Raw genomic sequence first — 25,299 nt, 5'->3', positions numbered from 1 at the left:
CTCCGCGGACGCCGAGCAATGAATGCGCCGGATCACCGCATAAGTGCGGGCGGGTGACATCAGTTTGCTACGCTGAGGATGGCGGGCCATGGTTCGCCTCGCTTCGGCGCACCGCCGACGGCGACGCATGGTGCACACCCTCCGGGAGGGCAGATGGATTACGACTGGTCAGCGGAGGATCTGAGCTTCCGGGACGAGGTGCGGGCGTTTCTCGACGAGAAGCTGACGCCCGAACTGCGCCGGGCCGGGCGGTTGGCGACGAGTGTCTATCCCGACCACGAGGCCAGCATGCGGTGGCAGCACATCCTGCACGAGCGCGGGTGGGCGGCGCCCGCCTGGCCGGTGCAGCACGGCGGGTGTGCGTGGAGCCTGACTCAGCACTACATCTTCGGCAGGGAACTGGCTTTGGCCGGTGCGCCCGCGCTGTCGCCGATGGGGATCAGGATGGTGGCGCACGCGATCATCGCGTTCGGCACGCCGGAGCAGAAGGATTTCTATCTGCCGCGGATCCTGACCGGGGAAGTCTTCTTCTGCCAGGGGTATTCGGAACCGGAGGCCGGATCGGACCTCGCCTCGCTCACCATGGCGGCCGTCGACGACGGCGACGATCTGGTGTGTACGGGCAGCAAAATCTGGACCACCCATGCGACGGAAGCGAATTGGATCTTCTGCCTGGTGCGCACCTCGCGCGCGGGCAAGAAGCAGGAGGGCATCACCTTCCTGCTGATCGATATGAACACACCGGGCATCGAAATCCGGCCGCTGGTGATGACTTCCGGCGAGCAGGTGCAGAACCAGGTCTTCTTCGACAACGTCCGGGTGCCGAAAAGCAATGTGCTCGGGCGGATCGACGAGGGCTGGACCGTCGCCAAATACCTGCTCATTCACGAGCGTGGTGGCTCGGCGGCACCGTGGTTGCAGGTCATGGCGCAGGATGTAGCCACAGCGGCCACCGAACAGGCCGGGCCGGACGGTTATCCGCTGATCGACGATCCGCTGTTCTCGGCGCGGTTGGCCGACGCCAGGATTCGCACCGAAGTGCTCGAAGTCCTGGAGTACCGGACGCTTTCGGCGATGGCGCAGGGAAAGAACCCCGGCCCCGCCGCCTCGATGCTCAAGATCCTCGCCACCGAACTGAGCCAGCAGATCACCGAGCTGGCGCTGGAGGCGGCCGGGCCGCGCGGACGCGTCTACCAACCGCATGCCACCGAACCCGGCGGCCCGATCGCCGAATTCACCCCGCCCGCCGATGGTTACCGCAGCGGCGCGGACTGGCAGGCCGTCGCGCCGCTGCGCTACTTCAACGACCGTGCGGGCTCGATCTACGCGGGCAGCAATGAAATTCAGCGAAACATCCTCGCCAAAGCAGCATTGGGGCTCTGATGGACTTCACCCTGACCAAGGAGCAGGAGCTCCTGCGTGACGCGCTCGCCGGATTCCTCGGCGCCCGCTACGAATTGGCGAAGAGCCGCAGCGCCGTGAAGTCGGCGGCGGGCTGGGATCCCGCCGTCTGGCGTGGCTTCGCCGAGGAACTCGGCATTCTGGGTGCGACCCTCCCGGAGCGCGTCGACGGAATGGGCGGCGGGCCGGTCGAATTGATGATCATCGCCGAGGAACTCGGCCGTGCGCTGGTGGTCGAGCCGTTCGTCGACACGGTGGTCGTCGGCGCGGGACTGCTCAACCGCTCCGGCGGCGAACGCGCGGATGCGATTCTCCAGCAGGTGGTTTCGGGTGAGGCCCGGATCGCCTTCGCCGCACTGGAACCCACGTCGGGCCACACCATGCACGCGGTATCGACCACTGCCCGCCGTGACGGCGACGACTGGATCCTCGACGGCGCCAAGACCGTGGTGACCACTGCCCCGATCGCCACCCACCTGATCATCTCCGCCCGCACCTCGGGCGAGCGCCGCGACCAGGCCGGAATCTCCCTGTTCTGCACCGAATTCGACGCCGCCGACCCACCGGCGGGCATCGAGGTGCACTCCTACCGCACCATCGACGACCGCGTTGCCTCGGACCTCACCTTCACCGGTTTCCGCCTCCCCGCCGACGCCCTACTCGGCGTCGAGGGCGCGGCCTGGGTCGCCATCGAACCCACCGTCGATGAGGCCATCGCCGCCATCTGCGCCGAAGCGGTCGGCTGCATGAGCAAGGTCCTCACCGACACCGTCGAATACACCAAGCAGCGTCAACAGTTCGGCGTCCCCATCAGCTCGTTCCAAGCGCTACAGCACCGCATGGTCGACATGTACATCGAACTCGAACAATCCATCGCCGCAACCCATCTGGCGATCCACTCCCTACAAGCCACCCCCACGGCCCGCGCGAAAGCGGTCTCCGCCGCCAAGGTCACCATCGCCCGCGCCGCCCGCCACCTCGGCCAGAACGCCGTCCAACTCCACGGCGCCATGGGCATGACCGAAGAACTCCCCATCGGCCACTACTTCAAGCGCCTGACCGCCCTCGAATCCGAATACGGCACCAGAGACCACCACTTGGCCCGCTACGCCACCCTCGCCAAGAATTAGCTCGCAGAACAGAATTGGTCCTGGCACTCTCGCTCTGTGGATTCGACATGGTCAGAACTGCGAAACGATCTGGACCAGATCATCGGCGCCCTGGACGCGGACGGGAATCTCGACCTCCTCCGGGACTCAGGCGCGGTGATCCGCTCGACCCTGGCCGCCTGGCGAGACACGGCTACGGCGTACATCGATCCACAAATCCGAATCGACGGTTCCGACCTCCACTACCTCGACGAAGTCGTGCCGGTACGGGACCCGCGGGGTGGCTGCTGAGCGGTGTGCAGAACTATGTGCCGAGCATCAACTCGACCGCTTCGTGCATCTTGTAGCGCGATGCCAGCACGGCGAGCAGTTCATCAATGGATCGCGCCGGGTTGCGATGGCGCAGTGAGAGTTTGTGTACAGCAACCAATGCTCGGGTCGGATCGACAGCGCAGGTGTTCGCGGCGAACTCGGCTGCGCCGATGACCTGGAGCTCGGACGGTAGGCGTTCGGTCGGAAAGTGCTTGCGATTCTCGGTGACGATGGCTCCGGCCCCGCTGACGACTGCCGCGGCAACTACATGTTCGTCGTCGGGGTCGGGCAAGCCGAAAGAGCCTTCCAGCGGTTCCCAGCCGCAGACCAAGGCGTCATCGAATGCATCGGTCATAACGGTGACCAGTCGGGTTGCGCGGGCCTGTGCCTGCCTTGGATCCTGACCGCGATCGACTAGCTTCCGCGCCTCATGCAGTTCGAGTTCGGCGAGGATGGTGTCGCTCCACAATGGTCGATAGAGATTCTCCACAGCGAGTGACAGCAAGAAGTCCCGTTGCAGACTCGGCCAGAGAACGCAGGTGTCGAGCAGTGCGCTGAACATCAGCGGCGCCGTTTTGCCGCGACCTCCTTGCGGATTTCGCGTAGCTGGGCGAGCACGGCCGCCGGATCGTCCTCGTCGTCCATCTCGATTGAGCTGATGGTGAGGGCTTCGTATTGCTTTCGTCTGCGCTGTTCTCGATACGCCAACACGTCGGTCAGCAGAACCCGTCGTCGGGAACCCGTCCGTTCGGCCGGAATCTCATGCGCGTCGATCAGACGAACGACGGTTGGCCGACTTACGCCCAACAGGTCGGCCGCTTGTTGGGTGGTCAAGGTCAGGCTCTGTGGGGCGACTGTCACGGCCTTGCCCTCGCGCAGTGCCGCGACTACCTGCACCAGCACTCGGTGCACCGATTCCGGCACTTCGACCTGGTCATGCTCGTCCGCCCCGACGAGCAGATATCGAGGGCGGACGGATTCACCGCGCCGGGCCTCGTGGGCGGCGAGGAAGCTGACTACAGGTGCCAACTCTTCAGACGGCTCGGGTAAATAGGTCTGCTGGACCAAGGCTGCTGTCGACATGTGACTACCTCCTTCGAACAAATCGTAATTGATTTCGAAACGTTCGTACAGAGCGATAGCGTCGTTGATGCTGCAAACAAGAAGAAGCCCGGCCTGTGGGACCGGGCTTCTTCTGTGTTCAGGTTAGTTCTTGCGGCCTGGCGCCTTGGCGCCGGACTTGAAGCCGAGGCCGCCTGGTTTAGCGGTCGGCGGGGTTACCTCGGGGGAGCCGTTGCCGTTGGCGGGCTGGTCCGGTTCCGGGGCCGGCTCGGGCTGAGCCGCAGGCGTTTCCGCTGCGGGGGCGGCCGGTGCCGGGGTTGCCGTGCCGGGGGCCTTGGGGCCGGGGCGTTTGAAGCCGGACTTCATGGCGAGGCCCTTGGGGGCTACCGTCGGCTTGGATTCGGTGGGGGCCGAAGCTGGTTCGGCAGCCGTTTCCGTGGCCGGTGTGGATTCGGCGGCCGGTGCCGATGCCGCGGGAGCCGGAGCTTTCGCGCCGGGCGCTTTGGCCGCGCCCTTCATGGCGAGTCCGCCGCCGGGCGCCTTGGCCGCGCCCTTCATGCCCAGACCCTTCACGGGCGGTGCCGTGGGTGTCTCTGCGGCGGGGGCGGATTCGGCAGTAGGTTCGTCGGCGGGCTTGGCGCCGGGTGCTTTCGCACCGCCCTTCATGCCCAAACCGCCGCCCGGTGCCTTGGCCGCGCCCTTCATACCGAGACCACCCGGTGCCTTCGCGGGGCCCTTCATGGCCAGGCCCTTGACCGGTGCGGCGGGTGCGCTGGTCTCCTCGGCCGGGGCGGCTTCGGGAGCCTTCGCGCCGGGTGCCTTGGCGGCCCCCTTCATGCCGAGGCCACCGCCTGGCGCCTTGGCCGCGCCCTTCATGCCGAGACCACCGGGTGCCTTCGCCGGGCCCTTCATGGCCAGACCGCCACCGGTCGGTGCGGCCTTGGGAGCGGCGGGCGCCTCCGCGACCGGTTCCGGCTCCGCCGCAACAGGTTCGGGTTCGGCGGTCTTGGGTTCCTGGATGACCGTCAGGTTCGCGGTGAGCGTGGCGGGTTCGACGCGGTCGATCGCGTCGAGCATCAGCTGGGCGACGTCCACGACCTCGACGCCGACACCCTCGCCCTGTTCCTGGCGCGCGGTGACACCGTCGGTGAGCATGACGCGGCAGAACGGGCAGCCGGTCGCGATCTTGCCGGGAGCGGAGCCTGCGGAGCTCCCCGAAGACGCGGCGAGGATGTCCAACCCCTCGTCGACGCGGTCGACGTTGATGCGCTTGCCGAGCTGCTCCTCCATCCACATGCGCGCGCCACCGGCGCCACAGCACATGGACCGTTCGCCGTGCCGCGGCATTTCGACGAGGGTGGAGCCCGAGGCCTCCATCAGCTCACGCGGCGCGTTGTAGACCTTGTTGTGGCGGCCGAGGTAGCAGGGGTCGTGGTAGGTGACGTTCTGCGTCACCGAGGCGACCGGGATCAGCTTCTTCTGCCGCACGAGGCGATTCAGCAGCTGAGTGTGGTGCACCACCTCGTAGGTGCCACCCACCTGCGGGTATTCGTTGTTCAGCGCGTTGAAGCAGTGCGCACAGGTGACGACGATCTTCTTCTTGCTCTGCTCGACGCCTTCGAACACCGAGTTGATCAGCTCGATGTTCTGCTGCGCCAGCTGCTGGAACAGGAATTCGTTGCCTGCGCGCCGCGCCGAGTCGCCGGTGCAGGTCTCGTCCGCGCCGAGCACCATGAACTTGGTGCCCGCGGTGGCGAGCAGCTCCGCGACGGCCTTGGTGGTCTTCTTCGCGCGGTCCTCGTATGCGCCGGCGCAACCGACCCAGAACAGATACTCGTATCCGTCGAAGGAGTCGGCATCCTGGCCGAAGACCGGGATCTGGAAGTCCATCTCGTTGATCCAGTTGAGCCGGTCCTTGGAGTTCTGGCCCCACGGATTGCCCTTGTTCTCCAGGTTCTTGAACAGACCGGCGAGCTCGGACGGGAACTCCGATTCGATCAGCACCTGGTAGCGGCGCATATCGATGATGTGGTCGACGTGCTCGATATCGACGGGGCACTGCTCGACGCACGCACCGCAGGTGGTGCAGCTCCACAGCACCTCGGGATCGATGATGCCGTGCACGTCCTCGCCGCCGACCAGCGGACGCTCGGCCTCGGCCTTGGCCTCGGCCGAAATCTTGGCCAGCGCGGCCTCGTTCGGGTTGCCCTCGGCGTCGACCAGGCCCACCTCGTCGCCGCCCATGTCCTTGCGGCCACCGGCAAGCAGGTACGGCGCCTTGGCGTAGCCGTGGTCGCGCAGCGACATGATCAGCAGCTTGGGCGAGAGCGGCTTACCGGTATTCCATGCGGGACACTGCGACTGGCAGCGACCGCATTCGGTGCAGGTGGTGAAGTCCAGCCAGCCCTTCCAGGAGAAGTCCTCGATCCGGCCCGCACCGAAGGTGTCGTTGTCCGGGTCGGCGGTCTCCATATCGATCGGCTGGCCCTTGGACATCATCGGCTTGGCCGCACCCAGTGCGACGCCGCCGTCGTCCTCACGCTTGAAGTAGATGTTCGGGAACGCCGAGAACCGGTGCCACGCGACACCCCAGTTGAGGTTGCGCCCGACCAGGAGCAGGAAGGTGCTGCCGGACATCAGCTTCACGAACGCGAACAGCGCGACCATCGTCGCGTTGGCGGGCAGCAACTCGGCGACCTGCATGGTGAAGAAGTCGGTCCACGGGTTCGAGTGGCCGTACAGGGCGATCTTGCCCGCCTTGACGAACACCATGCCGAGGCCCTCGATGAGCACGATGGTTTCGATGGTGTAGGCGGGCCCGAACTTCGAGCCGCTGAAGCGCGAAAGCCGTTCCGGCACGCGAGGGTGATTCAGCTGCCTGATGATGATCAGCGCGACGATGCCGATCACGGTGCCGAGGCCGAGGAGCTCGTCGGCGAGGTGGTAGATCGCCCAGTCGCCGATGATCGGCCAGTGGAATTCGGGATCGAAGGTCTGCCCGTATGCCTCGAAGAAGAGGATGAAGCCGACGAGGAAGCCGATCATCACCAGCCAGTGCGCCCAGCCGACGGTGCGGAACTTCACCATGCGCGTATGCGCGAGGAATTCCACCAGCATCGTCTTGAAGCGCGGGAAGAACGGTCGCCACCGATCGGGTGCGGACTGGCCGATCATGATGGTGCGCGCGATGTTTCGGACGCCGCCGACGAACGACGCCCAACACAACAAGCTGAGCGCCGTCCCAATCGTGCCCAGCGTCACTGTCAGGGCATTCATGTCGCGACCTTTCTTTAGAGGCAACACGAGCGTTGCGGGGCGGCCTGGGCGCCGCCCGGTTGGCTCGTATCCTAACGGGCGGTAAGTTACCCGCCAGTAACAACTACTGTCTATCGTACGATCGGTAGCCGGCCCATCCCCCCTCTTCCTGGGGCTTGACCAATTATCGACCTGTGATCCATCTCACTCGGGATGTTCCATCCGCAGGCGAGTTCGGCTGATCAACACCGTAAACATGGTGGCCTGGGGCACAACGCCTAAGGCCAGGCTTAGTCGAGCCGAAAGTTCAGAATCTGTAAGGCACCTCGCATCTGTGGTCTTGTTCGATTACGCTCACCTCGTTTCTGTTTGCTGTGCCCGTCTTCTCATAGCTCGGGGAGGATCCAGGCTCGAAAGAGCCTGGGCTGAATGGGCTCTCGCGTGGGCGAGGCGGCTGGCGGACAACCTGATGATGGATTGGAAACTGAATGAATCTCCGCAGGACCACTGCGGTCGCCGCCATGGCCATCGGTGCGATGACCATCGGTCTGGGGACCGCGCACGCCGAGCCCGTCGCCGCGCCGTCTGAGCCCGGTCTGAACTACTCGGTCAAAATGGTGGACAAGACCATCGTCGCTTCGCTCAAGGGGGGCACCTTCTCGCTGACCGAGAAGGACGGCGCGACTGCCGATGATCCGAAGACCACCTACGCCAATGTCCAGGACGGGAAAGGCAACACGCTCATCTCGTTCCCGCTCGACTACAACGTCGACGGGCAGAAGGTGCCGGTCAAGCCGGTTGTGAAGAAGGACGGCACCGTCCTCGAGGTCAACGCGGAAAAGCCGGAAGGGCTTGTCGTTGATCCGGCCCGCCCGCTGCAGGTTCAGCAGATCGCCTCGCCGATCGAGAACCAGCGTGCGCAGAACGAATTCGCGAGCAACTTCGGCATCTCGACCGCGGTCGGTGGCTTCATCGGCACCGCGATCGGCTTCGTCGTCGGCTGCATCGTGATCCCCGCCATCGGCTGCCTCCCCGGCGCCGGTATCGGTGGCATCCTCGGCACCATCGCGGTCGGTGGCCCGACCCTGATCGCCGCGGGCATCGAGCTGCTCAACACCCTGCAGGCGCCGGACGGCACCACCAAGTGGGCCGACAAGCCGAAGTAAATCGGCGACCGAGCTCGTAATCGACTGGCCCGCACCCTTTCTGGGTGCGGGCCAGTCGGTGTTTCAGTCGTCGAGCCCGCCGCGGAACGCCACCTCGCCCTTGCGCCGGCCGAACCGCCCGAAGGTTCGCTCCGTCATCTCGAACGATCCGTCCTCGCGCACGAGCAGCACGGTGCTCACCCGGGTGCCGTACGTGGCGTGCGGGATGAACCTGGCCGACGCCGCGCGTTCGATCGGCAGCGGAACTCCGGTGTGCGGCAATTGATCGTCGGGGGCCTGTGTCCGATCGGCGAGCACCTCGAAATAGCGCTCGACGGCGCCGGGTTCGGATTCCACCACCGCCCGCAGTCCCGCTACACCACCGCGAACCTTGGGCCAGATCGGCTGAGGCGCGGTCAAATCGGTGTCGCCGGGGGTCAACCCTGCCGAGGCCACATAATTGCCGTTGGAGAGGCCGTGGAAGCCCGGTGACAGCTCGCGCGGTCGCGGGTCGCCGCGGTTGGTGTGCCACCACAGCGTGTCCAGGTCCGAGACCACCAGGTTGTAGCCGTTGTAGACGTCCGGCGCCGCGGCGATGTCGAGGACGTACTTCTCCGGGCCCGGCGCTTCGCCCGAGCGCAGGAAGTCCATCAGCAGCGCGCCGCGCGAGCGGGCGTCCTGGCGTTCGTTGCCGGGGTCGCGCACATTGGTAACGGTGGTGAAGCGGTTGCGGCCGTTGGCCTGCCGCACCCCGAGCCAGGTGCCGGGCGGATCGCCCTCGACCCGGCCGACGGCGCCCAGATCGCGCCCGGCGAGCAACCCGGGGACCTCGGGCCACCAGCGCATGGACTCGGTGGCGCGGGTGTAGAACTCGTCGCGGTTGGCCGCGACGATCAACCGATATTCCGGATGCGCGCGCCAGCCGATCAACACCAAACACATGCAATCCAGCATGCACCAACTGACCCGCGGGGTAGGGCTCTGTGACAGCAAAAAGGGCCGACAGCGCAGTGCTGTCGGCCCTTTCGATGCTCCAGGGGTCAGTTGGTGCGCACCTTCAGACCCGGGTTGTCCGAGAGGACCACGCTGATCGGCTGACCGAACAGCTGCGGCGCGTTGCCGGTGAGCGCGCCGATCAGGTTCGGGATCTCGCAGATCGGGTAATCGGCCACCGACGACGCGCTGGAGATGCCGAGGGCGAGCCTGCCGGTGACGATCGGGCCGCCGCTGTCGCCGGGCAGCGCGCAGATGTTGGCGGAGAAGCTCTGGGTCTGCAGCCGCTCACCGATCTGCACGGTCTGGTCGACCGCGTTGACCACGCCGCAGCTGAAGCCGGTACGCGAGCCGGACTTGCAGACCGGGGCGCCGACCACCGGGGTCGCGACACCGTCGATCGGGATGGGGCCCGCGCCGGGCACCTTCACCAGGTTGTTGGCGAAGCGGTCCCTGGACTGGTCGTTGATCCGGATGATCGAGTAGTCCTGCTCGCCGAGCACCGACTTCTGGAACTGGCCGAGCTGGGCGCCGAGGCGGTCACCACCGATCAGTTCGAAGACGCCGGAGGCGTTCGGGCCGCCCGCCGCCGGGATATCCGGATTGCAGTGGCCCGCAGAGATATTCACGGTGTTGCCGGAGCGATCGGTGCCGTTGAAGCCGAGCGAGCAGCGCAGCGACATCCGGCCCTGGGTCGAGGCGTAGCCGTCGCCCGCGGCCAGTGCGCCGCGCGCCTCGCCCGCGATCTCGCTCGCCTGCAGCGTCGTCCGCTCGCCCGCGACCGGCGGCGCCATCACGATCACCCGCGCCGGGTCGATGAAGCTCGGCATCGGCAGGCCGACCTGATCGACGCGCACCGCGATGGAGTTGTTCACGGTGTCGATCACGACGCCGCGCACCAGCGAGGCCACCGCGGCGGGCTGGCCGCTGAGCCACCGCTCGAACGCGCTCTTCTCACCGCGCAGCGCCGACTCGCTCTTGGCGACGGTGCGGACGTCGAACCCGGCCGACTGCGCGGCCTTGCGCGCTTCTTCGGCGCCCGGCCCCTGGGCGAGTGCGACGACGCCCTTGCCGCCCTCATCGAGCCAGGAGCCCGCGAACACCTGCGGGTACTGCCGCTGCGCCGTGGTGGCATAGGCGGCGACCTGCTGGGCCGCGTCCGCGCGCTTGAGGTACTCCTCGGGGGAGATCTTCAAATCGCGCGCGATCGCGCTGACGAGTTCGGCCGGTAGGGCCGGGGCCTGCTCGGGTTGTGCGCTCGCTACCGCTGCCGTAGGACCCAACAGCAAGATCGCCGCCGAGGCGGCGATCGCTGTTTTACGGATCATGGTCTGTCGCACTGACGATCGGTATTGACCTCTACGTGGCAGGAGCATGCCCAGACTATATGGGGTCGGAGCCGGTCTGCCTACTCAACTTTGGGAGCGATTCGGTCGATAGCGGCATATCCGACGATGTGATCATCAACTCGCGCGCGCGGTGGTGCGCACGGAGATGCCGTTGCCGAGTCCGCCACCCGAGGACGCGTCGATGTCGGCGAGGATCGCGCGGATCGGAATGCCCAGCGTGGCGGTGCCGCCGTACTGCGCCAACACGGTGTTCGCCTCGTTGCAGTTCGGCGCCTCCGCGGCGTTGGAACCGCTGGTGATGCCGAGGGCGAGCGTGCCGGACACGATCGCGCCGCCGCTGTCGCCGCCGAGCGTGCAGGCCGAGCTGGCGAAGCCGCGCACGATCTTGCTCTCGCCCTCCGCGGTGTACAGCTGGGTCTCCACCCGGTCGGCGACCACGAATCCACAAGTGAAGGTGGACGATTGGCCGGACTTGCAGACCGGGGCGCCGGTGACCGGATCCGCGGTGCCGGTGATGTTCAGCGTGGTGCCGTTCGCGCCGCGCACCGAGGGCCGGTCCATGCCCGCGGTGACCGCGCGCTCGTTCAGCTTGATCACCGAGTAGTCCAGCCCGCCCGCGCCGCCGAGCTTCGCCTTCACGAAGGTGCCGAGCTCGATGCTGTTCGCGATGTCCTTCACGTTCGGGTAGTACACGGTGGCCTGCTGATCGGCCTTGCCGAGATTCGGATCGCAGTGGCCCGCGCTGATGTTCAGCGGGTTGCCCGCGGCATCGGTGCTGTTGAAGCCGAACGAGCAGACGTCGACGCCGCGCAGCGAACTGTCGTTCAGCGAGCCCGCGGTGGTGATGTAGGTGTCGCCGCCCATCGGCCTGCGCTCGACCGGGCCGCCGCTGTTGGGCGACAGGATGACCTTCACGTTGGCGATCAGCGTCGGCAGGTTGATCATGTGGCCGATCGGGGTGTTCGCCACGCTCAGCACCAGCTGGCTGTTGAGGAAATCGATGGCGACCGAGTTGATCGCCTGCGAGATCTCCTTCGGCAGCCCGGTGACCCACTGATTCAGTTGCATCAGCGAGCTTTCCAGGCTGTCCGCCGAGATCGGCGCGATATGGGTCTGGTAGCCGTCGGCCGCGGCGATGCGCGCGGCGTCGGCCGAGGTGACCGAGACGACCGGCTTGCCGTCCGTGCCGATCCAGGCGCCCGCGTAGGAATTCGGTCGCTCCGAACGGAATTCGCGCGCGTAGGTGCTCAGCTGCTGGGCCCTGGCCGACCGTTCGAGATACTCCGCCGGTGACATCTTGAGGTCACGCGCGATGGCCTGGGTGAGCTCGGGTGGCAGATTGTCCGCGGTCAGCTGGGCTGGTGCCGCCGGTTCCGCCTGGGCGGGGATGGTGCCGAACAAAGGGACAAGGAAGACGGTCGCCGCGATTGTGGCTGCCTTGACCGCGGCGCGACGCGCCACCAACTTGCGCATGAAGTCCCTTCATCAGCAATGTCGAGACCTCGTGGGCACGACTTGGACTGCAACAGACCGTCTGTCCGCAATTTTTCCGACAACACCGGTCAGCGGATCACTTTAGGGCACAAACCGGGGTAGGTCTCTATGAATCAACGCTGCCCGGGCGTCTCCAAACCCGGGGGCAGCGGGATCGCGGGAATCGGGAAGAAATCGTTTGGGTTGGTTGGGGTTTGGGTAGGGCGCGAGGGACGCGTCGGCGCGGTCGGGCTCGGCGTCGTCGACGGCGATGTGACGGTCGGTGGCGGCGTGGTCGGTGGCGGCGTGGTGGTCGGCTCGGTGGTGGTCGGCTCCGGTGTTGTCGTCGTCGGCTCGGGGGTGGTGGTCGGTGGCGCTGTCGTCGGCGGCGCGGGCGGGACGATCGGCGGCGGTGGCGCCGACGGGGTCACCGACACCTGTTCGGATTTGGCATCGCGCAACGGTGGCACCGGCGTCTCCGAACCGGAGCGCAGGACGACAGCGACGCCGAACGCACCGAGTGCGAGCCCGATCAGCGCCGCGGCGGCTAGTAGGAGTGAGGTACGGCTCCGCGGCGTGGCGGGTGCGGCAGGCGTGAGCGGCTCGACCATGGTCGGCGCCGGTCCGACGCCCCCGGCGACCGGGATGGCGGCCGAGTAGGCCTGCGGGTGGCCGTCGTCGGAGACCGCGGGGATCACGTCGGTGGCTTCCATCGCGTTTTCCGCGGAGCTCGGATCCGGCGGCGTGGTACCCGCCGGGGTGGACAGCACCGTGGCCAGCGCCGAACGGGCGGCGTCGTAGGCGTAGGCGGTCGTCGGATCGCCGTCGCCGGTGCCGGGCAGATCACCCTCGCTGACCAGCACCACCGACCGCAGCCCGAGATAGTCGAGCGCCTCGCGCAGCGACCGCACGTACTCCGGCGGCCAGTCCGCCGGATGGGTCGCGTAGAACTCGGCCGGGCCGCTGAGATATTCGGCGGTCAGGTTGATCAGGCAGAACAGCGCCGTCGCGACCATGTCCTCGGCGCGGTAGGCCTCGCCGTCGTCGACGGGAATGCCCGTGGGATCGCCGACCTTGGAGACGAACCCGGTGACGGAATGCGTGTTGCCGCTCGGCGCGGGTCCGCCGAGCTCGGTGTCGCCATCGTCGGACATGTGCAGGATCGACTCACGGACGATGTACCGCGGTTCACCGGATTCGGTGACGATCGCCGCCGTGCATGTGTCTTCGGCGATGCGCAGGCCCACCCCTGTGGCCATCGTCAGTTACCTCGCTTCGGCATGGATTCGGCCGCACCGGGCATCACACCAGCAGCGAGCCGTGTCCCATAGCGCGGAGCATCGACAATAACTCTGAACGCGATCTGGCACCGATCCGGCGGCGGATCCGGGCGACATGATGCTCCACCGTCTTGGCGGAAATGTACAGACGCGCGCCGATTTCTCGATACGTCAACCCGAGCAGCACCAGCTCCGCGACCTCGCGTTCGCGCTCGCTGAGCAGCACCGTCGGGGTCGGCGGTGCCGCGGGAGGCGCCGGTTCCTGCGGCGTGACCGCCTGCGGTTGCGGCCGGGCCGGACGTTCCTGCGGCTTGGCCTCGGCGCGCACCGTGCGGGCGAGCTTGAGCAGCGCGGTGGCGGTCGCGGAATCGGCGGCGGCCAGCGCCGCCTCGCTGGCCAGCCGGGCGGCATCCCAGATCAGGCCGATCTCGCGCAGCTGTGCCACGACGGCCTCGACCGGCGCGATCTCGACCTGTCCGCGCAGGACGAGCACCCACGTCCGTCCCGCGTCGGCGAGTACGGCGGCGTGCCGGTCGCCCGCCTCGGCGGCGGCCTTGAGCGCGTGGGCATGCGGCAGCAGCTCGTCGGGGCTCTCGTGTGCGATACCGGCTTGGACGCCGTACCAGTGGAAGGCATTCGCCCAGGCGGGTGGCTCGTCCAGGCCGCGAAGCAGCGCGAGCGCCGCGTCGACGAGCGGGGCGATCGGGCGCTCGTCGCGCAGCCGGATTCCGGCCAGCCACAGTTCGCCGATCGGGAGCAGGGCGAGCAGATCGGTGTCGACGTCGTCGAACAGCGGGCGCGCGGCCTGCCAGGCCACGGTGAGCGCCGCGTGATCGCCGCCGCGGCGGGCAAGGCCGACCGCGACACCGTGCGCGAGCAGGCGATCGCGCACGTCGAGCGAATCGTGGTCGAGCGCGTCGACGGTGGCCGAAGCGGTCTGCTCGTCGCCGCCGAGCATCGCCGACCAGGCGGCGAGCACGTCGAGCTGATGGCAGCGCAGGCCGCCGGTCCGCGCGCGCCGCAGCGCGTCGGCGGCACGGCGCGGTTCGCCGGTGCTCAGGCTCAGCAGCGTCGCGATGGACGCGGCGGTGCACGGCAGGAAGCGGTCGACGCCCGCATCCGCGTTGGCCGCCTGAACCAGCGCGGAAACCGCCGCGGCCGTACCGGATTCGCGTTCGGCGATGGACTGTGCCAGCGCCGTCGCGATCAGCCTGGCGTGCGCGTTGGCCTCGGTCGGCGGCCACTGGGGCGCCGAGCCGGACAGCTCCGCCGCCGCGCCGACATCGCCCGCCAGGTACTGCACGGTCGCACCGACGGCCCAATCCGCGCCGATCCGCTGGGCGCCGAGCCAGTTGTACAGCTGGGCGGCGCGGCGGACCAGGCCGCGACGGGTGAGCACCGCCGCGCAGATCCGCACCGCGTCGGCGAGTTCGGGCCCGCTGACGCCGGGGCGGCCGATCACCGGCTCCGCCAAGCGAATCGCGGTCTCGCCGTCACCGGTGCGGGCGGCCGCCTCGGCCCAGCGCAGCGCGATCAGATCGGGATCGGCGCCGGTCGCCGCGGCGGCGGCGTAGTAGCGGACCGCCTCGCGACCGGCCTTTTCCGCTGTGCCGCACAGGAATTCGGCGAGCCTTCGATCCTGGACGCCGGATTCGGCGAGTAGCAGTGCGGTGTGGTCGCGCAGCAGGCCCGAGTCGAGGCGCGCGTTGAGCAGGCGGCGCTGCACGGCGACGAACCTGCGGTCGCCGAGCAGCGTGCGCAGCGGTGCGACCGCTGGGGTCAGCAGCAGATCGGCATCGGTCACCAGTGCGCTGGCCCGCGCTCGATCGATGAGGTCCTGTGCCGCCGCGGATTCGATGCCGAGCACCTCGGTGAGCTCACTGGAATCCAGGCCCGCGCCGGTGGTGGCGACGACCAGGGTTTCCAGCAGATCCGGCTCGACATCGTCGAGCAGCGCGCGGGTCCAGCCGGACACCGCCTCGTCGACCGCGCGGATACCCGCGTCGAGGCGGGCCGAGCAGGCGGCGCTCAGCGCGGCGACCACACCGCCACGGATGCCCGCGGTCTGCCGATGGATGTGCTGGGCCACCTGGCGGGGAACCATCATGCCGAGTTCCCTGGCGAACGGCGCGATATCGGCGACGCCGAGCGCGCGCAGATCCACCACGCGGCCGCGGCGGGCCACCGTATCGGTGAGCGTGCGCACGCGTGGGTCGTGCGGGCGCGGCTGGGCCGCGACCACCACGGTGTGGCAGCCGGATTCGATCGTGGCGCACAGGCTTTCGAGATCGGCATCGTGCAGCGTATGCGCGTTGTCGATGATCAGGGCGGAGCGCGGCTGATCGGTGCGCCGGTGTGCGCCGCCGTTGCCGTTCGCCCTGGTGGCGATCGTCTCGACCGTGTGCGCACCGAGCGTATGGGTGCCGAAATCGGTTGCGGTGGAATCGATCAGCGCGGGATCGTCATGGGTGAGGATGCCGTGCGCGCGCAGCCGGGCGCGGATCGCCGCGAGCAGGGTGGTCTTGCCGGTGCCGGAGCGGCCGCGAATGAGATAGACGACGGGCTCGTGATCGGCGGAATCGACCTCGCGGAAGATCTCCCGTGCGCACGGCATCGTGTCGAACGCGGTATCAGCCACCGTTGCCTCCGAGGATCTGGCCGGGTATCTGCGCGGCCGAGCTGGCGGCGCCGCCGACCTTGTCGACCGCGTCACCCAGTCCGCCGATCGGCGGCGACGGCAGGTTCGGCAGGTTGGGCGCCGGTCTCGGTTGCGGTGGCGGCTGTTGCGTCGTGCCCGGCGCCTCGGGTTGTGGCGAGTTCGGCTGCGGTGAGTTCGGTTGTGGTGCGGCGGGTTCCGCGGGGGCCGTGGTGTCCGCCTGGGTCGTCTGGTTATTCACGGTCACGACGCTGCTCGTCGGCGCGGGATGTGCCGCACCGGGTTTCGGGTTGGGGTTGGTGGTCGGAGTGGTCGCGACGACCGGTGCCGTCGTGGCTGCTGGGGTGCCTGTCGGTGCCCCCGTTGTCGCCGCGATCTCGGCGGCGCCTGGAGTCATCGTCGAATTCTGCACCGAGGCAGGCGGATTCGGGCCGGATTGAGCACCAGTTCCGATCGCGACCGTCCCGGTGGCCAATGCGGCGAGCGCGATCGCGGTGCCCGCGATGATCGCGGCGCGCTGTTTGCCCGTCAGCCTGCGGCGGGCGCGGGCGGTCGGCAGCGACTGCTGCTTCGATACCGAGGGCAGCTCTTTGGTTTTCGGCGCCGAGGGTGCCGGTATGGCGGTCACGGCCGCGATCGGCGCGTGCGTCTCCTTGGCGGCAAGCAGATCCGCCGAGAGCACGGCGGCGCCGCGGGCGCTGGTGAGCGCGGGCTGTGGCGCCGCGACCACCGGGAGACCGAATTCGGACGAGATCAGCTCGGTGACAAGGGGAATCGCACCACCGCCGCCGGTGAGCAACACCCGGCCGATATCGGCGATCTCCAGCCCGGCGCGATGCACCGCGTCGCGCATCACGTCGATCGAGGTCAGTAGCGGTTCGCGGAGTAAATCCTCCAGCTCGCCGCGGACCAGGCGGACCTGCTCACCGCGCGGCGCGGCCGGATCCAAGCGCACCGGAACAACGGTCGCGGTATTTATGGAGAGCTCTTCCTTCGCATTGCGGCAGCGGGCGCGCAATGTCGACAATTCGCGTTCCACCGCCGGGTCGAACGGATCGAAGTCATTTCCGTGCAGCGCATTTGCCAGGACATAGCGCATGGTCAGCAGATCGAATTCGGCGCCTGCGACATCGGTGGCGCGCAGCGGTGTGCCGAGTAGGCGTGCGTGCTCGCCGGTGCGCACCACCGAGACCGTCAGGCCGGTGGCGCCGAGATCGTAGACGACCACCGCGCCGTCGCCGAGCGGTCCGTGCACCGATTCCAGCCAGCGCACCGCCGCGGTCGGCTCGGGGATCAGGGTCACCGCTGCCAGCCCGGCCTGTTCCAGCGCGGCGCGCTGGGCCTCTACGGTATGCGCCGACCACCACGCCGGATGGCATGCTATCGCGGAATCCGCTGCCCCCGTGCCGATCTCGTCGATCAGGCAGCCGATGGCCGTGGCCACCAGCGTTGCCGCGGAATGGGCGGTGCCGTCCTCGGCGAACATGTCCACCGGATCGCCGACCCTGGTCAGGAAACCCTCCAGCACCGTGGCGCTGGAATGGCGGCCGATGGATCGGGCATCGCCGCCGAGTGCGGGCGGTGCGCCGGCCGCGAGTCGTAGCACGCTCGGATGCGTGACAACGTCCTCACTACCGTCCCCCGCCGCCGCAATGGCGACCGAATTCGACGCCCCGACAGTGATGCCGAGCGCCAGACGCTCTGTCATTACGAGAACCCCGTTCGAAAACTGTGTGGTCCGGTAGTCCGCTGTTGTGTATCCGGTGGTGCAAAAGACTGTGGGGTCAGCCGACCCACCACTTCTGTCGGTTGCTGGGGGGCCACCGTTACCGGTTGGGGAAGGTTCGGGGAAATTCCCCTAATGGTCGTGCTGCCCCTAACCGGCGCCGTCCGTGGACCGTGGGGGTTCGCCCCGTTTCCCGTAACGCATCGCGTCCCTAGCGTGAAATGCATTCCAACGTCAGCGGATCGGTAGGTCCGCCGCATCTGTAGGAGGATTTCGGTGACACCGAACGCGATTCTGGAGTTCATCCTCGATCTGCTGCGCCACCCGGAGGCCGCGGTCGGCTACTGCGCCAACCCGACCCAGGCGCTGGCCTCGGCCGGGCTGTCGGCGGTGACGCCGGAGGACATCGCCGCGGTCGCCCCGATGGTGGCCGAGTCGGCGCTGATCACCGGCGGGTCTCACCTGTCCGCGATCGTCGCCGCCGGTGGGCAGACCGGAGCCGCCGCGCAGACCGGCGCGGCCGCAGGCGCCGGACTCGGCGCGGCGGTACAAACGGGTGCGGCCGTCCAAACCGGCGCCGACCTGGACCTGAGCCTGAACACCGGCCTCGATGCCGCGATCGGCGCCGGCATCCAGGCGGGCGCCGACCTGAGTGCCGCCGCCAACGCGGGCCTCGGCGGCATGGTGCACGCGGGCGCGGACCTCGGCGCCGCCGTGAACGGCGCGATCGGCCTCGGCGCCAACGCGCTGACCGGCCTCGAACTCGGCCTGTCCACCGGCGCCGACCTGGCCGCTGGCCTGCAGGGTGCACTGCACACCGGCGCCCAAGCCGGGGCCGACCTCGACACCGGCCTGCAAGGCGCCCTCAACGGCGGCCTGCACGCGGGCACCGACCTCGGCACCCATCTCACCACCGCCGCGAACGGCCTCATCACCGGCGCGACCCACACCACAACCGGCCTGGAAGCAGCCATCTCCACCGGCATCAACGCAGGCACCGACCTCACCACCGGCCTGCAGGGTGCACTGCACACCGGCGCCCAGGCCGGAGCCGATCTCAATGCCGGTTTGCAGGGCGCACTGAATACCGGCGCCCAAGTCGGCACCGACCTCACCGCCGGTCTGCAAGGCGCAGCGAACGCGGCCACCAGCCTGACGACCGGCGTAAACGGAGCCCTCGACACAGCCGCCCAGGTGACAACCGGTCTCGGTGCAGGCGCGCACGCCGCAACAGACCTGTCCAGCAACGTAGTCGGCGCGGTCACCACCGGCCTCGGCGCAGGCGCCCAGACAGGCGCTGACCTCAATGCTGGTCTGCAGACCGCAGCGAACGCGGCCACCCACCTCACCACTGGGGTCGACGGAGCCCTCGATACCGCCGCCCAGGTGACAACTGGTCTCGGCGCGGGCGTGGACGCTGCTACGGGGTTGTCCAGCAACGTGGTTGGTGCTGTGCACACCGGCCTCGGTGCCGGTGCGCAAGCGGGCGCGGATCTCAATGCTGGCCTGCAAGGCGCAGCGAACGCGGGTACTGGCGTCGCCGCAGGACTGAACGAAGCGCTCGACAGTGCGGTGCAGGTCACCAGCGACCTCGGCACGGGGGGTCTCAACGCGGGTGTGGACGCTGCAACGGGGTTGTCCAGCAACGTGGTTGGTGCTGTGCACACCGGCCTCGGTGCCGGTGCGCAAGCGGGCGCTGACGTCAACGCCGGTCTGCAAGGCGCTGCGGATGCGGGTGCCGGTCTTGGTACCGGTGTTGATGGGGCCCTCGATGCTGCCGCGCGGGTGACGGCTGGTCTCGGTGCGGGTGCGGATGCTGCTACGGGGTTGTCCAGCAACGTTGTTGGTGCTGTGAACAGTGGCGTCGGTGCCGGTGCGCAAGCGGGTGCTGGTCTCGGTGCCGGAGTTGATGGGGCCCTCGATGCTGCCGCGCAGGTGACGACCGGTGTCGGTACGGGGGCGGACGTAGCTACTGGCCTGTCCAGCAATGTTGTTGGTGCGGTGGGCACCGGTGTTGGTGCCGGTGCGCAGGCGGGTGGGGATCTCACGACGGGTGCGCGGGGTGCGGTCGACGAGGCGCTCGGCGCGGGAGCTTCGGCTGGAGCGGGCGGTGCGGTCGATACTGCTTTCGACGCAACTGCCGGGGTGTCCAACGTGGTTGGCGGGGCGGTGGGTGCTGGTGTGTCCACCGGGACACAGGGGGTTGTGCATGCTGCCACCGGTGTCGGCGGTGCGCTCGATGCAGCGGCGGACGCGACGGCCGGGCTGGCGACCGGGGTTGGTGCGGTGGCCGATACTGGTGCGCAGGTTGGTACGGGGGTGTCCACCGGGGTGCAGGGGGCGACGCAGGTGGGGGCCGGGCTGGAGACCAGTGTGGCTTCGGGAGTGGGAAGTGTGGTTCCCGCTGGTGCTCAGGCGGGCGCCGGAGTGTCGACCGGGGTCGGGGCGGTCGGGAACGTCGGGGGTGGGCTTGATGCGTTGTTGTCCACAGGTGTGTCGGGGGTTGTGAATACCGGTGCACAGGTTGGAAGTGGCTTGGGGACAGGTGTTTCCACGGAGGTCGGCGGTGCGGTCGATGGTGCTGCTCATGTCGGTTCGGGATTGGAGACCGGGTTGTCGACCGGGGCCGGGGCCGCAGCGGACATCGGTGCCGGCGTCGGCGGTGCTGTGCATGCGGCGACCGGGTTGTCTACGGGTGCCGGGACATCTGCTGGCGTCGGGAGTGCTGTGGATGGTGCGGTACAGGTTGGAAGCGCTTTGGGGACTGGCGTTTCCACAGGCGTCGGCGGTGCTGTGAACGGGGCGACGGGGGTCGGTGCTGGAGCTGCTGCCGGTGTCGGCGGTGCCGTCGACGCGGCGACGGGCCTTTCGACCGGTGTCGGCGGTGCCATCGGCGGAGCGGTCAATGCGGGGACCGGGCTGTCGACCGGTGTCGGGGCCTCTGCCGGTGCTGTTGATGCGGCGGTGCAGGTCGGAAGTGCGTTGGGGGCTGGGGTTTCCACAGGTGTTGGCGGGGCTGTGGATGTAGGGACGGGTATTTCGGCGGGGGTCGGCGGTGCTGTGAATGGTGGGACCGGGGTCGGCGCCGGGACTTCTGCGGGTGTCGGTGGGGCTGTGGATGCCGGGGCGCATGTGGGTAACGGTGTGGGGGCGGGGGTTTCCACAGGTGTGGATGGGGCGGTGCGAGTGGGGACCGGGTTGGAGACCGGGCTTTCGACTGGCGCTGAGGCCGGTGCCCATGTTGGTTCGGGGCTGGAGACCGGGTTGTCCACCGGTGCCGGGGTTTCCGCCGAGGTCGGGAGTGCGGTGAATACCGGGCTGCACACCGGGAGTGGTTTGGGTACAGAGGTTTCCGCTGGTGTCGGCGGTGCTGTGGATACCGGAGTGCATGCCGGGAGTGGTTTGGGCGCGGGGGCCTCCGCTGGTGTCGGCGGTGCCGTGGACACCGGAGTGCATGCCGGGAGTGGCTTGGGGGCAGGGGTTTCGGCAGGGGTGCAGAGTGGGGCTCAGGCGGCCTCCAGTGCGGCGGCCGGTACCTCGGCCGGTGCGCACGGGGCTGTGGACAGTGGGCTCGGGGTGCATGCGGGCGGGCCTTCGTCGACGGTGGACGCGGCGGCGAATACGTGGTCGTCGCTGGATGTTTCGAGCGCGTTCGGCAATGGGATCGACAGCAATGTGGGGGCGCACGGTGATACCGGACTGCATGCGGATACGCACAGTGGAGTCGATCTGACCGGGACGGCCGGTGCCGACGGGCACGGCGATTTCCTGCTGCACTGACCGTATCCACAACTGAAAGAGGTTTATCGCGCGATGGGTACCCCCGTACCTGCTGCTCAGCCACCTGCGGTTTCGCTGCTGTCGGTGCTCGGCGAAACCATCGCGGCCGCGCGGGCCGCGGGGCGCACGGATCTGGTCGCACGCCTCGAGGCCGCGGCCGACCGTGTCCGAGATCCGCGCCGCCGGATCGTCATCGCCGGGCAGCTCGGCCAGGGTAAGAGCCGATTCGTCAACGCGCTGTTGAACATCGAGATCTGCCCGGTGGGCGACGATGCGACGACGACGGTGACGACGCTGCTGGCACACGGGCCGCAGCCGCGAGCGGAGCTGATTCTCGGCGGCGCGTCCGGCGTCGACGAGACCAGGGTCGCGGTGCCGATCGAGGAGATCGGCGCGATCACCGCGCGCACGCCGCTCGCCGAGGGGCGCCGGGTCCTGCGGCTGGAGGTACAGCTGCCCAATCCGCTGCTCGCCGACGGCATCGTGCTGATCGACACCCCCGGCGTCGGCGGGCACGGAACCTCCAGTGCGGCACACGTACTCGGCTTGGTCGCGGCGGCCGATGCGGTGCTGGTGCTCTCGGATGCGTCCACCGAGCTCACCGAGCCGGAGCTGGCTTTCCTGCGCCAGGTGCACGAGCTGTGCCCGTCGGTGGCATTACTGCTCGCCAAAACCGATCTCTACCCGCACTGGCGTCAGGTGCACGAGGCCGATCTGGGGCATCTGAACCGCGCGGGGCTGGATATCGCCACCATCCCGGTGTCCGCGCTGCTGCGCGCCCACGCACTGCGCCTGCAGGATCAGCAGCTCGGCCTGGAATCCGGGTTCGGCGTGCTCTATCAGTTCCTGCGCGATCAGGTGGTCGCCCGCGATCAGGCGGCGACCAGGCGTGCGGTGGCACTCGATATCCAGTCCGCCGCAGAGCATTTGGCGCTTGCGCTGGGCAGTGAGCTGGTCGCGCTGCGCGATCCGGCGCAGGGCGCGGCGGCGGTGCGCGAGCTGCAATCCGCGAAAGCCGTTGCCGAACAACTGCATCGGCGCACCGCCGCGTGGCAGCAGACGCTGTCCGACGGCATCACCGACCTGGCGGGCGATGTCGACCACGATCTGCGCGAGCGGCTGCGCGGTATCGCGCGCACCGGGGAGGAATGGATCGACGAGCACGATCCGGGCAAGCACTGGGAGCGGATCGCCGAATGGCTTTCCGGCACCGTCGATACCGCGCTCGGTGACAACCTGCTGTGCGCCCACACCAGGGCGGTGCAGCTGGCCGAGCGGGTCGCCGAACACTTCACCGAGGTCGGCACCGTCGATCTGCCCGACGTCGGCGCCGGCCTGCACGCCGAGGACAGTCGTGCGGGCACCGGCACCCTCGCCGATCTGGAACCGGATATCGGTTTCGCCAGCAAGGTGCTCGTCGGCATGCGCGGTTCCTACGGCGGCGTGCTGATGGTCGGGCTCGCCACCACCTTCGCCGGGCTGGCGATGCTCAACCCTATCTCGCTCGGCGCGGGAGTCCTGGTGGGCGGCAAGGCATTCCGTGACGACAAGCAGGCCAGGCTGCAGCGCCGCCGCAACGAGGCCAAACAGGCGCTGCGCCGCTTCCTCGACGACGTCACCTTCCAGGCGGGCAAGGAAACCAAGGACCGCCTGCACCGTATCCACCGCGCCCTGCGCGACCACTACGCGGGCGTCGCCGAACGCAGCCTTCGCTCCATCGACGACTCACTGCGCGCCGCCCAGGAGGCGGCAACGATGGAAACCGCCCGCCGCACCGAACGCAGCGCCCTCCTCGAACGCCAACTCCACGTAGTCGCCGAACTTCGCCGCTACTCCGACGCCATGAACCCGACCCCCGCCCTAGGCCCTGGCGCCACATAGCCCTTCCCCTCCGAGAACTCGGCGCTCAGCCTCGGTCCTGGCGGGTGGCCCGCTCCGCCCGCTCGCGCAGCGGCCGCGTGCTGCGATCAACGCTCGCACGCTGGGGCATGGTGAGCGTTCGGCCGTCGATATCGAGTGCGTTTGCGCTGGTGGGAGGGGGCAGGTGCGGCAGGGTGTGATACGAAGGCGGTTGGGGGCGATGTGTAGTGATGTGACCGGACGAGAGCATGGGAATGGCGCGGGCAGGGTGGCGCCGGGGATTGTCGCCGAGACGCATCGGCTGGTGGATGCGGCGCGGCAGGCGTTCGCTGGGCGGGGCAGACCGCGCGCGCTACTCGACGACTGCGCGCGGCGGCTGGAGCAGCCGTTGCGGGTCGCGCTGGCCGGTTCGCTGAAGGCGGGCAAGTCGACGCTGTTGAACTCGCTGGTCGGGCAGAACATCGCGCCGACGGACGCGACCGAGTGCACGCGGGTGGTCACCTGGTACCGGTACGGCTCGACACCGAGCGTGACGGCGTACGCACCGGACGGCGTGCGGGCGAATGTGGTGGTGCGCCGCGGCGGCGGCGCGCACGGTCTGACCTTCGATCTGTCACAACTCGCCTGGGCCGTGCCCGGCCCGCGCGAGGTCGACCATCTCGAGGTCGAATGGCCCGCGGCGGCATTGGCGCACACCACGATCATCGATACGCCGGGCACGTCGTCGCTGTCGCGCGAGGTTTCGCAGCGCACCGCCCGGCTGCTCACCCCGGAAGACGAGGCGGATACGGCATTGCCCGGCGCCGACGCCGTGGTCTATCTGCTGCGCAGGCTCGATGCCGCCGATATTCGCTTCCTGGAGCGCATCGGCGCGGGAACCGTTGCCGGACCGGGAATGTCGGGTACGCCGAGCCCGCTCGGGGTGATCGGCGTGGTGTCCCGGGCGGATGAGATCGGCGCGGGCAGTATCGACGCGCTGCACTCGGCCCGCGATGTCGCGGTGCGTTTCGCCGGCGAGCTGGAGCGAACCGGGTTGTGCCAGGCGGTGATTCCGGTGGCCGGGCTGCTCGCGTTCGCCGCGGCCACGCTGCGCCAGCAGGAGTTCGCCGCCTTCGAGGCGCTGGCGGGTGTGCCCGTCGAGGAGCTGGGCGTGGCGCTGCTGTCCGCCGATCGTTTCGCCCGGCCCGATGTCGTGCTGCCGGTGCCGCCGGAATTGCGCGCGCAACTCGCGGATCGCTTCGGCCTGTTCGGTATTCGCATGGCCATCACGCTGATTCGGCTCGGCGTCCGCGATTCCGCGACGTTGTCCGCCGAATTGACCAGGCGCAGTGGCGTCGACGAACTGCGCACGGTGCTCGACGTGCAATTCGGCCAGCGCGCCGACCAATTGAAGGCCCACTCCGCGTTGACCGCGCTGGCCCGCGTGCTCACCGCCCACCCTGGTACGCCCGCCGACCAGCTGCTGCCCCGGGTGCGCACGCTGCTCGCCGATGTGCACGGTTTCGCCGAGCTGCGCCTGCTCGGCCGCCTGCGCACCGACGAATTGACCATGCCCGCAACCGATCTCGCCGAACTGCACCGCCTCATCGGCGGTTCGGGCGTCGCGCCCCACCTGCGCCTCGGCCTCCCTATCGATACCTCGGTCCGAGCCCAGCGCACCCAGGCCGTCGCGGCGGTACGCAAATGGCGCGCCCGCGCGGGTCACCCGCTGGCCGACCAGTTCACCACGACCGCATGCCTCACCGCCGCCCGCAGCGCCGAGGGCACCCTGACCTTGCTTTCGGAGTGACGGGGCTAGGCGGACACAATTCGCCTGAGCGTGGCGATATCTGCCACGCGACGATGAAAAGTGTCCGCCGAGGCTCGGGGCACGCAGTAGGACGGATCCGGCTCGGTAC

16 protein-coding genes are annotated in these 25,299 nt (G+C 68.6%); 7 read left to right on the top strand and 9 right to left on the bottom strand.

The window, feature by feature from the left end:
• The first annotated feature begins 153 nt into the window (after window positions 1–153).
• The 3 genes from ACIG5A_RS20605 to ACIG5A_RS20595 are packed head-to-tail and all read left to right on the top strand — an operon-like array spanning window position 154 to window position 2,801.
• The gene (locus tag ACIG5A_RS20605; protein ID WP_397242250.1) at window positions 154–1,383 is read left to right on the top strand and encodes an acyl-CoA dehydrogenase family protein; all 1,230 of its coding nucleotides are present in this window, start codon (window positions 154–156) and stop codon (window positions 1,381–1,383) included.
• Window positions 1,383–2,531 (top strand): acyl-CoA dehydrogenase family protein, encoded by a 1,149-nt coding sequence (locus ACIG5A_RS20600; RefSeq protein WP_397242248.1) that lies wholly within the window; start codon window positions 1,383–1,385, stop codon window positions 2,529–2,531. The genes ACIG5A_RS20605 and ACIG5A_RS20600 overlap by 1 nt, the downstream gene beginning before the upstream one ends.
• Window positions 2,532–2,567: 36 nt before the next feature.
• Window positions 2,568–2,801 carry a hypothetical protein gene (locus ACIG5A_RS20595; protein ID WP_397242246.1) on the top strand — a complete coding sequence of 78 codons (234 nt, stop codon included), beginning with the start codon at window positions 2,568–2,570 and terminating at the stop codon, window positions 2,799–2,801.
• A 13-nt stretch (window positions 2,802–2,814) separates the two neighbouring features.
• Here ACIG5A_RS20595 and ACIG5A_RS20590 read toward each other — a convergent pair whose 3' ends face one another.
• The 3 genes from ACIG5A_RS20590 to ACIG5A_RS20580 form a co-directional block, all read right to left on the bottom strand.
• Entirely contained in the window at window positions 2,815–3,384 is a 570-nt protein-coding gene (locus ACIG5A_RS20590) for a PIN domain-containing protein (RefSeq protein ID WP_397242244.1), read from the bottom strand.
• Complete coding sequence (locus ACIG5A_RS20585) at window positions 3,384–3,905, bottom strand: helix-turn-helix domain-containing protein (RefSeq protein ID WP_397242242.1); 522 nt, start codon at window positions 3,903–3,905, stop codon at window positions 3,384–3,386. The genes ACIG5A_RS20590 and ACIG5A_RS20585 overlap by 1 nt, the downstream gene beginning before the upstream one ends.
• Window positions 3,906–4,028: 123 nt before the next feature.
• Window positions 4,029–7,160, bottom strand: a complete 3,132-nt coding sequence (locus ACIG5A_RS20580) for a heterodisulfide reductase-related iron-sulfur binding cluster (protein WP_397242240.1) — start codon at window positions 7,158–7,160, stop codon at window positions 4,029–4,031.
• Window positions 7,161–7,627: 467 nt separating this feature from the next.
• Here ACIG5A_RS20580 and ACIG5A_RS20575 point away from each other — a divergent pair, with 467 nt between their 5' ends.
• Window positions 7,628–8,305 (top strand): hypothetical protein, encoded by a 678-nt coding sequence (locus ACIG5A_RS20575; protein ID WP_397242238.1) that lies wholly within the window; start codon window positions 7,628–7,630, stop codon window positions 8,303–8,305.
• Window positions 8,306–8,368: 63 nt separating this feature from the next.
• On the opposite strand, the gene ACIG5A_RS20570 is transcribed toward ACIG5A_RS20575, so the two are convergent.
• The 6 genes from ACIG5A_RS20570 to ACIG5A_RS20545 form a co-directional block, all read right to left on the bottom strand.
• Window positions 8,369–9,226, bottom strand: coding sequence for an NRDE family protein (locus tag ACIG5A_RS20570; RefSeq protein WP_397242236.1), 858 nt, complete (start codon window positions 9,224–9,226; stop codon window positions 8,369–8,371).
• A gap of 98 nt (window positions 9,227–9,324) precedes the next feature.
• Window positions 9,325–10,605, bottom strand: coding sequence for a protease (locus tag ACIG5A_RS20565; RefSeq protein WP_397242234.1), 1,281 nt, complete (start codon window positions 10,603–10,605; stop codon window positions 9,325–9,327).
• A 135-nt stretch (window positions 10,606–10,740) separates the two neighbouring features.
• A complete protein-coding gene (locus ACIG5A_RS20560) occupies window positions 10,741–12,099 on the bottom strand; it encodes a S1 family peptidase (protein ID WP_397242232.1) in 1,359 nt (452 codons plus the stop codon).
• 134 nt (window positions 12,100–12,233) lie between these two features.
• Window positions 12,234–13,358, bottom strand: coding sequence for a hypothetical protein (locus ACIG5A_RS20555; protein ID WP_397242230.1), 1,125 nt, complete (start codon window positions 13,356–13,358; stop codon window positions 12,234–12,236).
• A gap of 43 nt (window positions 13,359–13,401) precedes the next feature.
• Window positions 13,402–16,017: a LuxR C-terminal-related transcriptional regulator gene (locus ACIG5A_RS20550; protein ID WP_397242228.1), complete on the bottom strand. Its 2,616-nt coding sequence runs from the start codon at window positions 16,015–16,017 to the stop codon at window positions 13,402–13,404.
• Entirely contained in the window at window positions 16,010–17,743 is a 1,734-nt protein-coding gene (locus tag ACIG5A_RS20545) for an Hsp70 family protein (protein ID WP_397242226.1), read from the bottom strand. The genes ACIG5A_RS20550 and ACIG5A_RS20545 overlap by 8 nt, the downstream gene beginning before the upstream one ends.
• 294 nt (window positions 17,744–18,037) lie before the next feature.
• Between ACIG5A_RS20545 and ACIG5A_RS20540 the strand changes: the two genes are divergently transcribed.
• The 3 genes from ACIG5A_RS20540 to ACIG5A_RS20530 all read left to right on the top strand — a co-directional run bounded on the left by ACIG5A_RS20540 (window position 18,038) and on the right by ACIG5A_RS20530 (window position 25,190).
• Window positions 18,038–21,541, top strand: coding sequence for a beta strand repeat-containing protein (locus tag ACIG5A_RS20540; protein WP_397242224.1), 3,504 nt, complete (start codon window positions 18,038–18,040; stop codon window positions 21,539–21,541).
• 33 nt (window positions 21,542–21,574) lie between these two features.
• Window positions 21,575–23,422, top strand: a complete 1,848-nt coding sequence (locus tag ACIG5A_RS20535) for a dynamin family protein (protein ID WP_397242222.1) — start codon at window positions 21,575–21,577, stop codon at window positions 23,420–23,422.
• 211 nt (window positions 23,423–23,633) lie between these two features.
• Window positions 23,634–25,190: a dynamin family protein gene (locus ACIG5A_RS20530; RefSeq protein ID WP_397242220.1), complete on the top strand. Its 1,557-nt coding sequence runs from the start codon at window positions 23,634–23,636 to the stop codon at window positions 25,188–25,190.
• Window positions 25,191–25,299: the final 109 nt, after the last annotated feature.

The sequence above is a fragment of the Nocardia sp. NPDC052566 genome (assembly GCF_044547285.1).
In the GTDB taxonomy this organism is placed as follows: domain Bacteria; phylum Actinomycetota; class Actinomycetes; order Mycobacteriales; family Mycobacteriaceae; genus Nocardia.
Note: the sequence above shows the minus strand (reverse complement) of the source record. Positions and strands in the feature narration are given on the sequence as shown.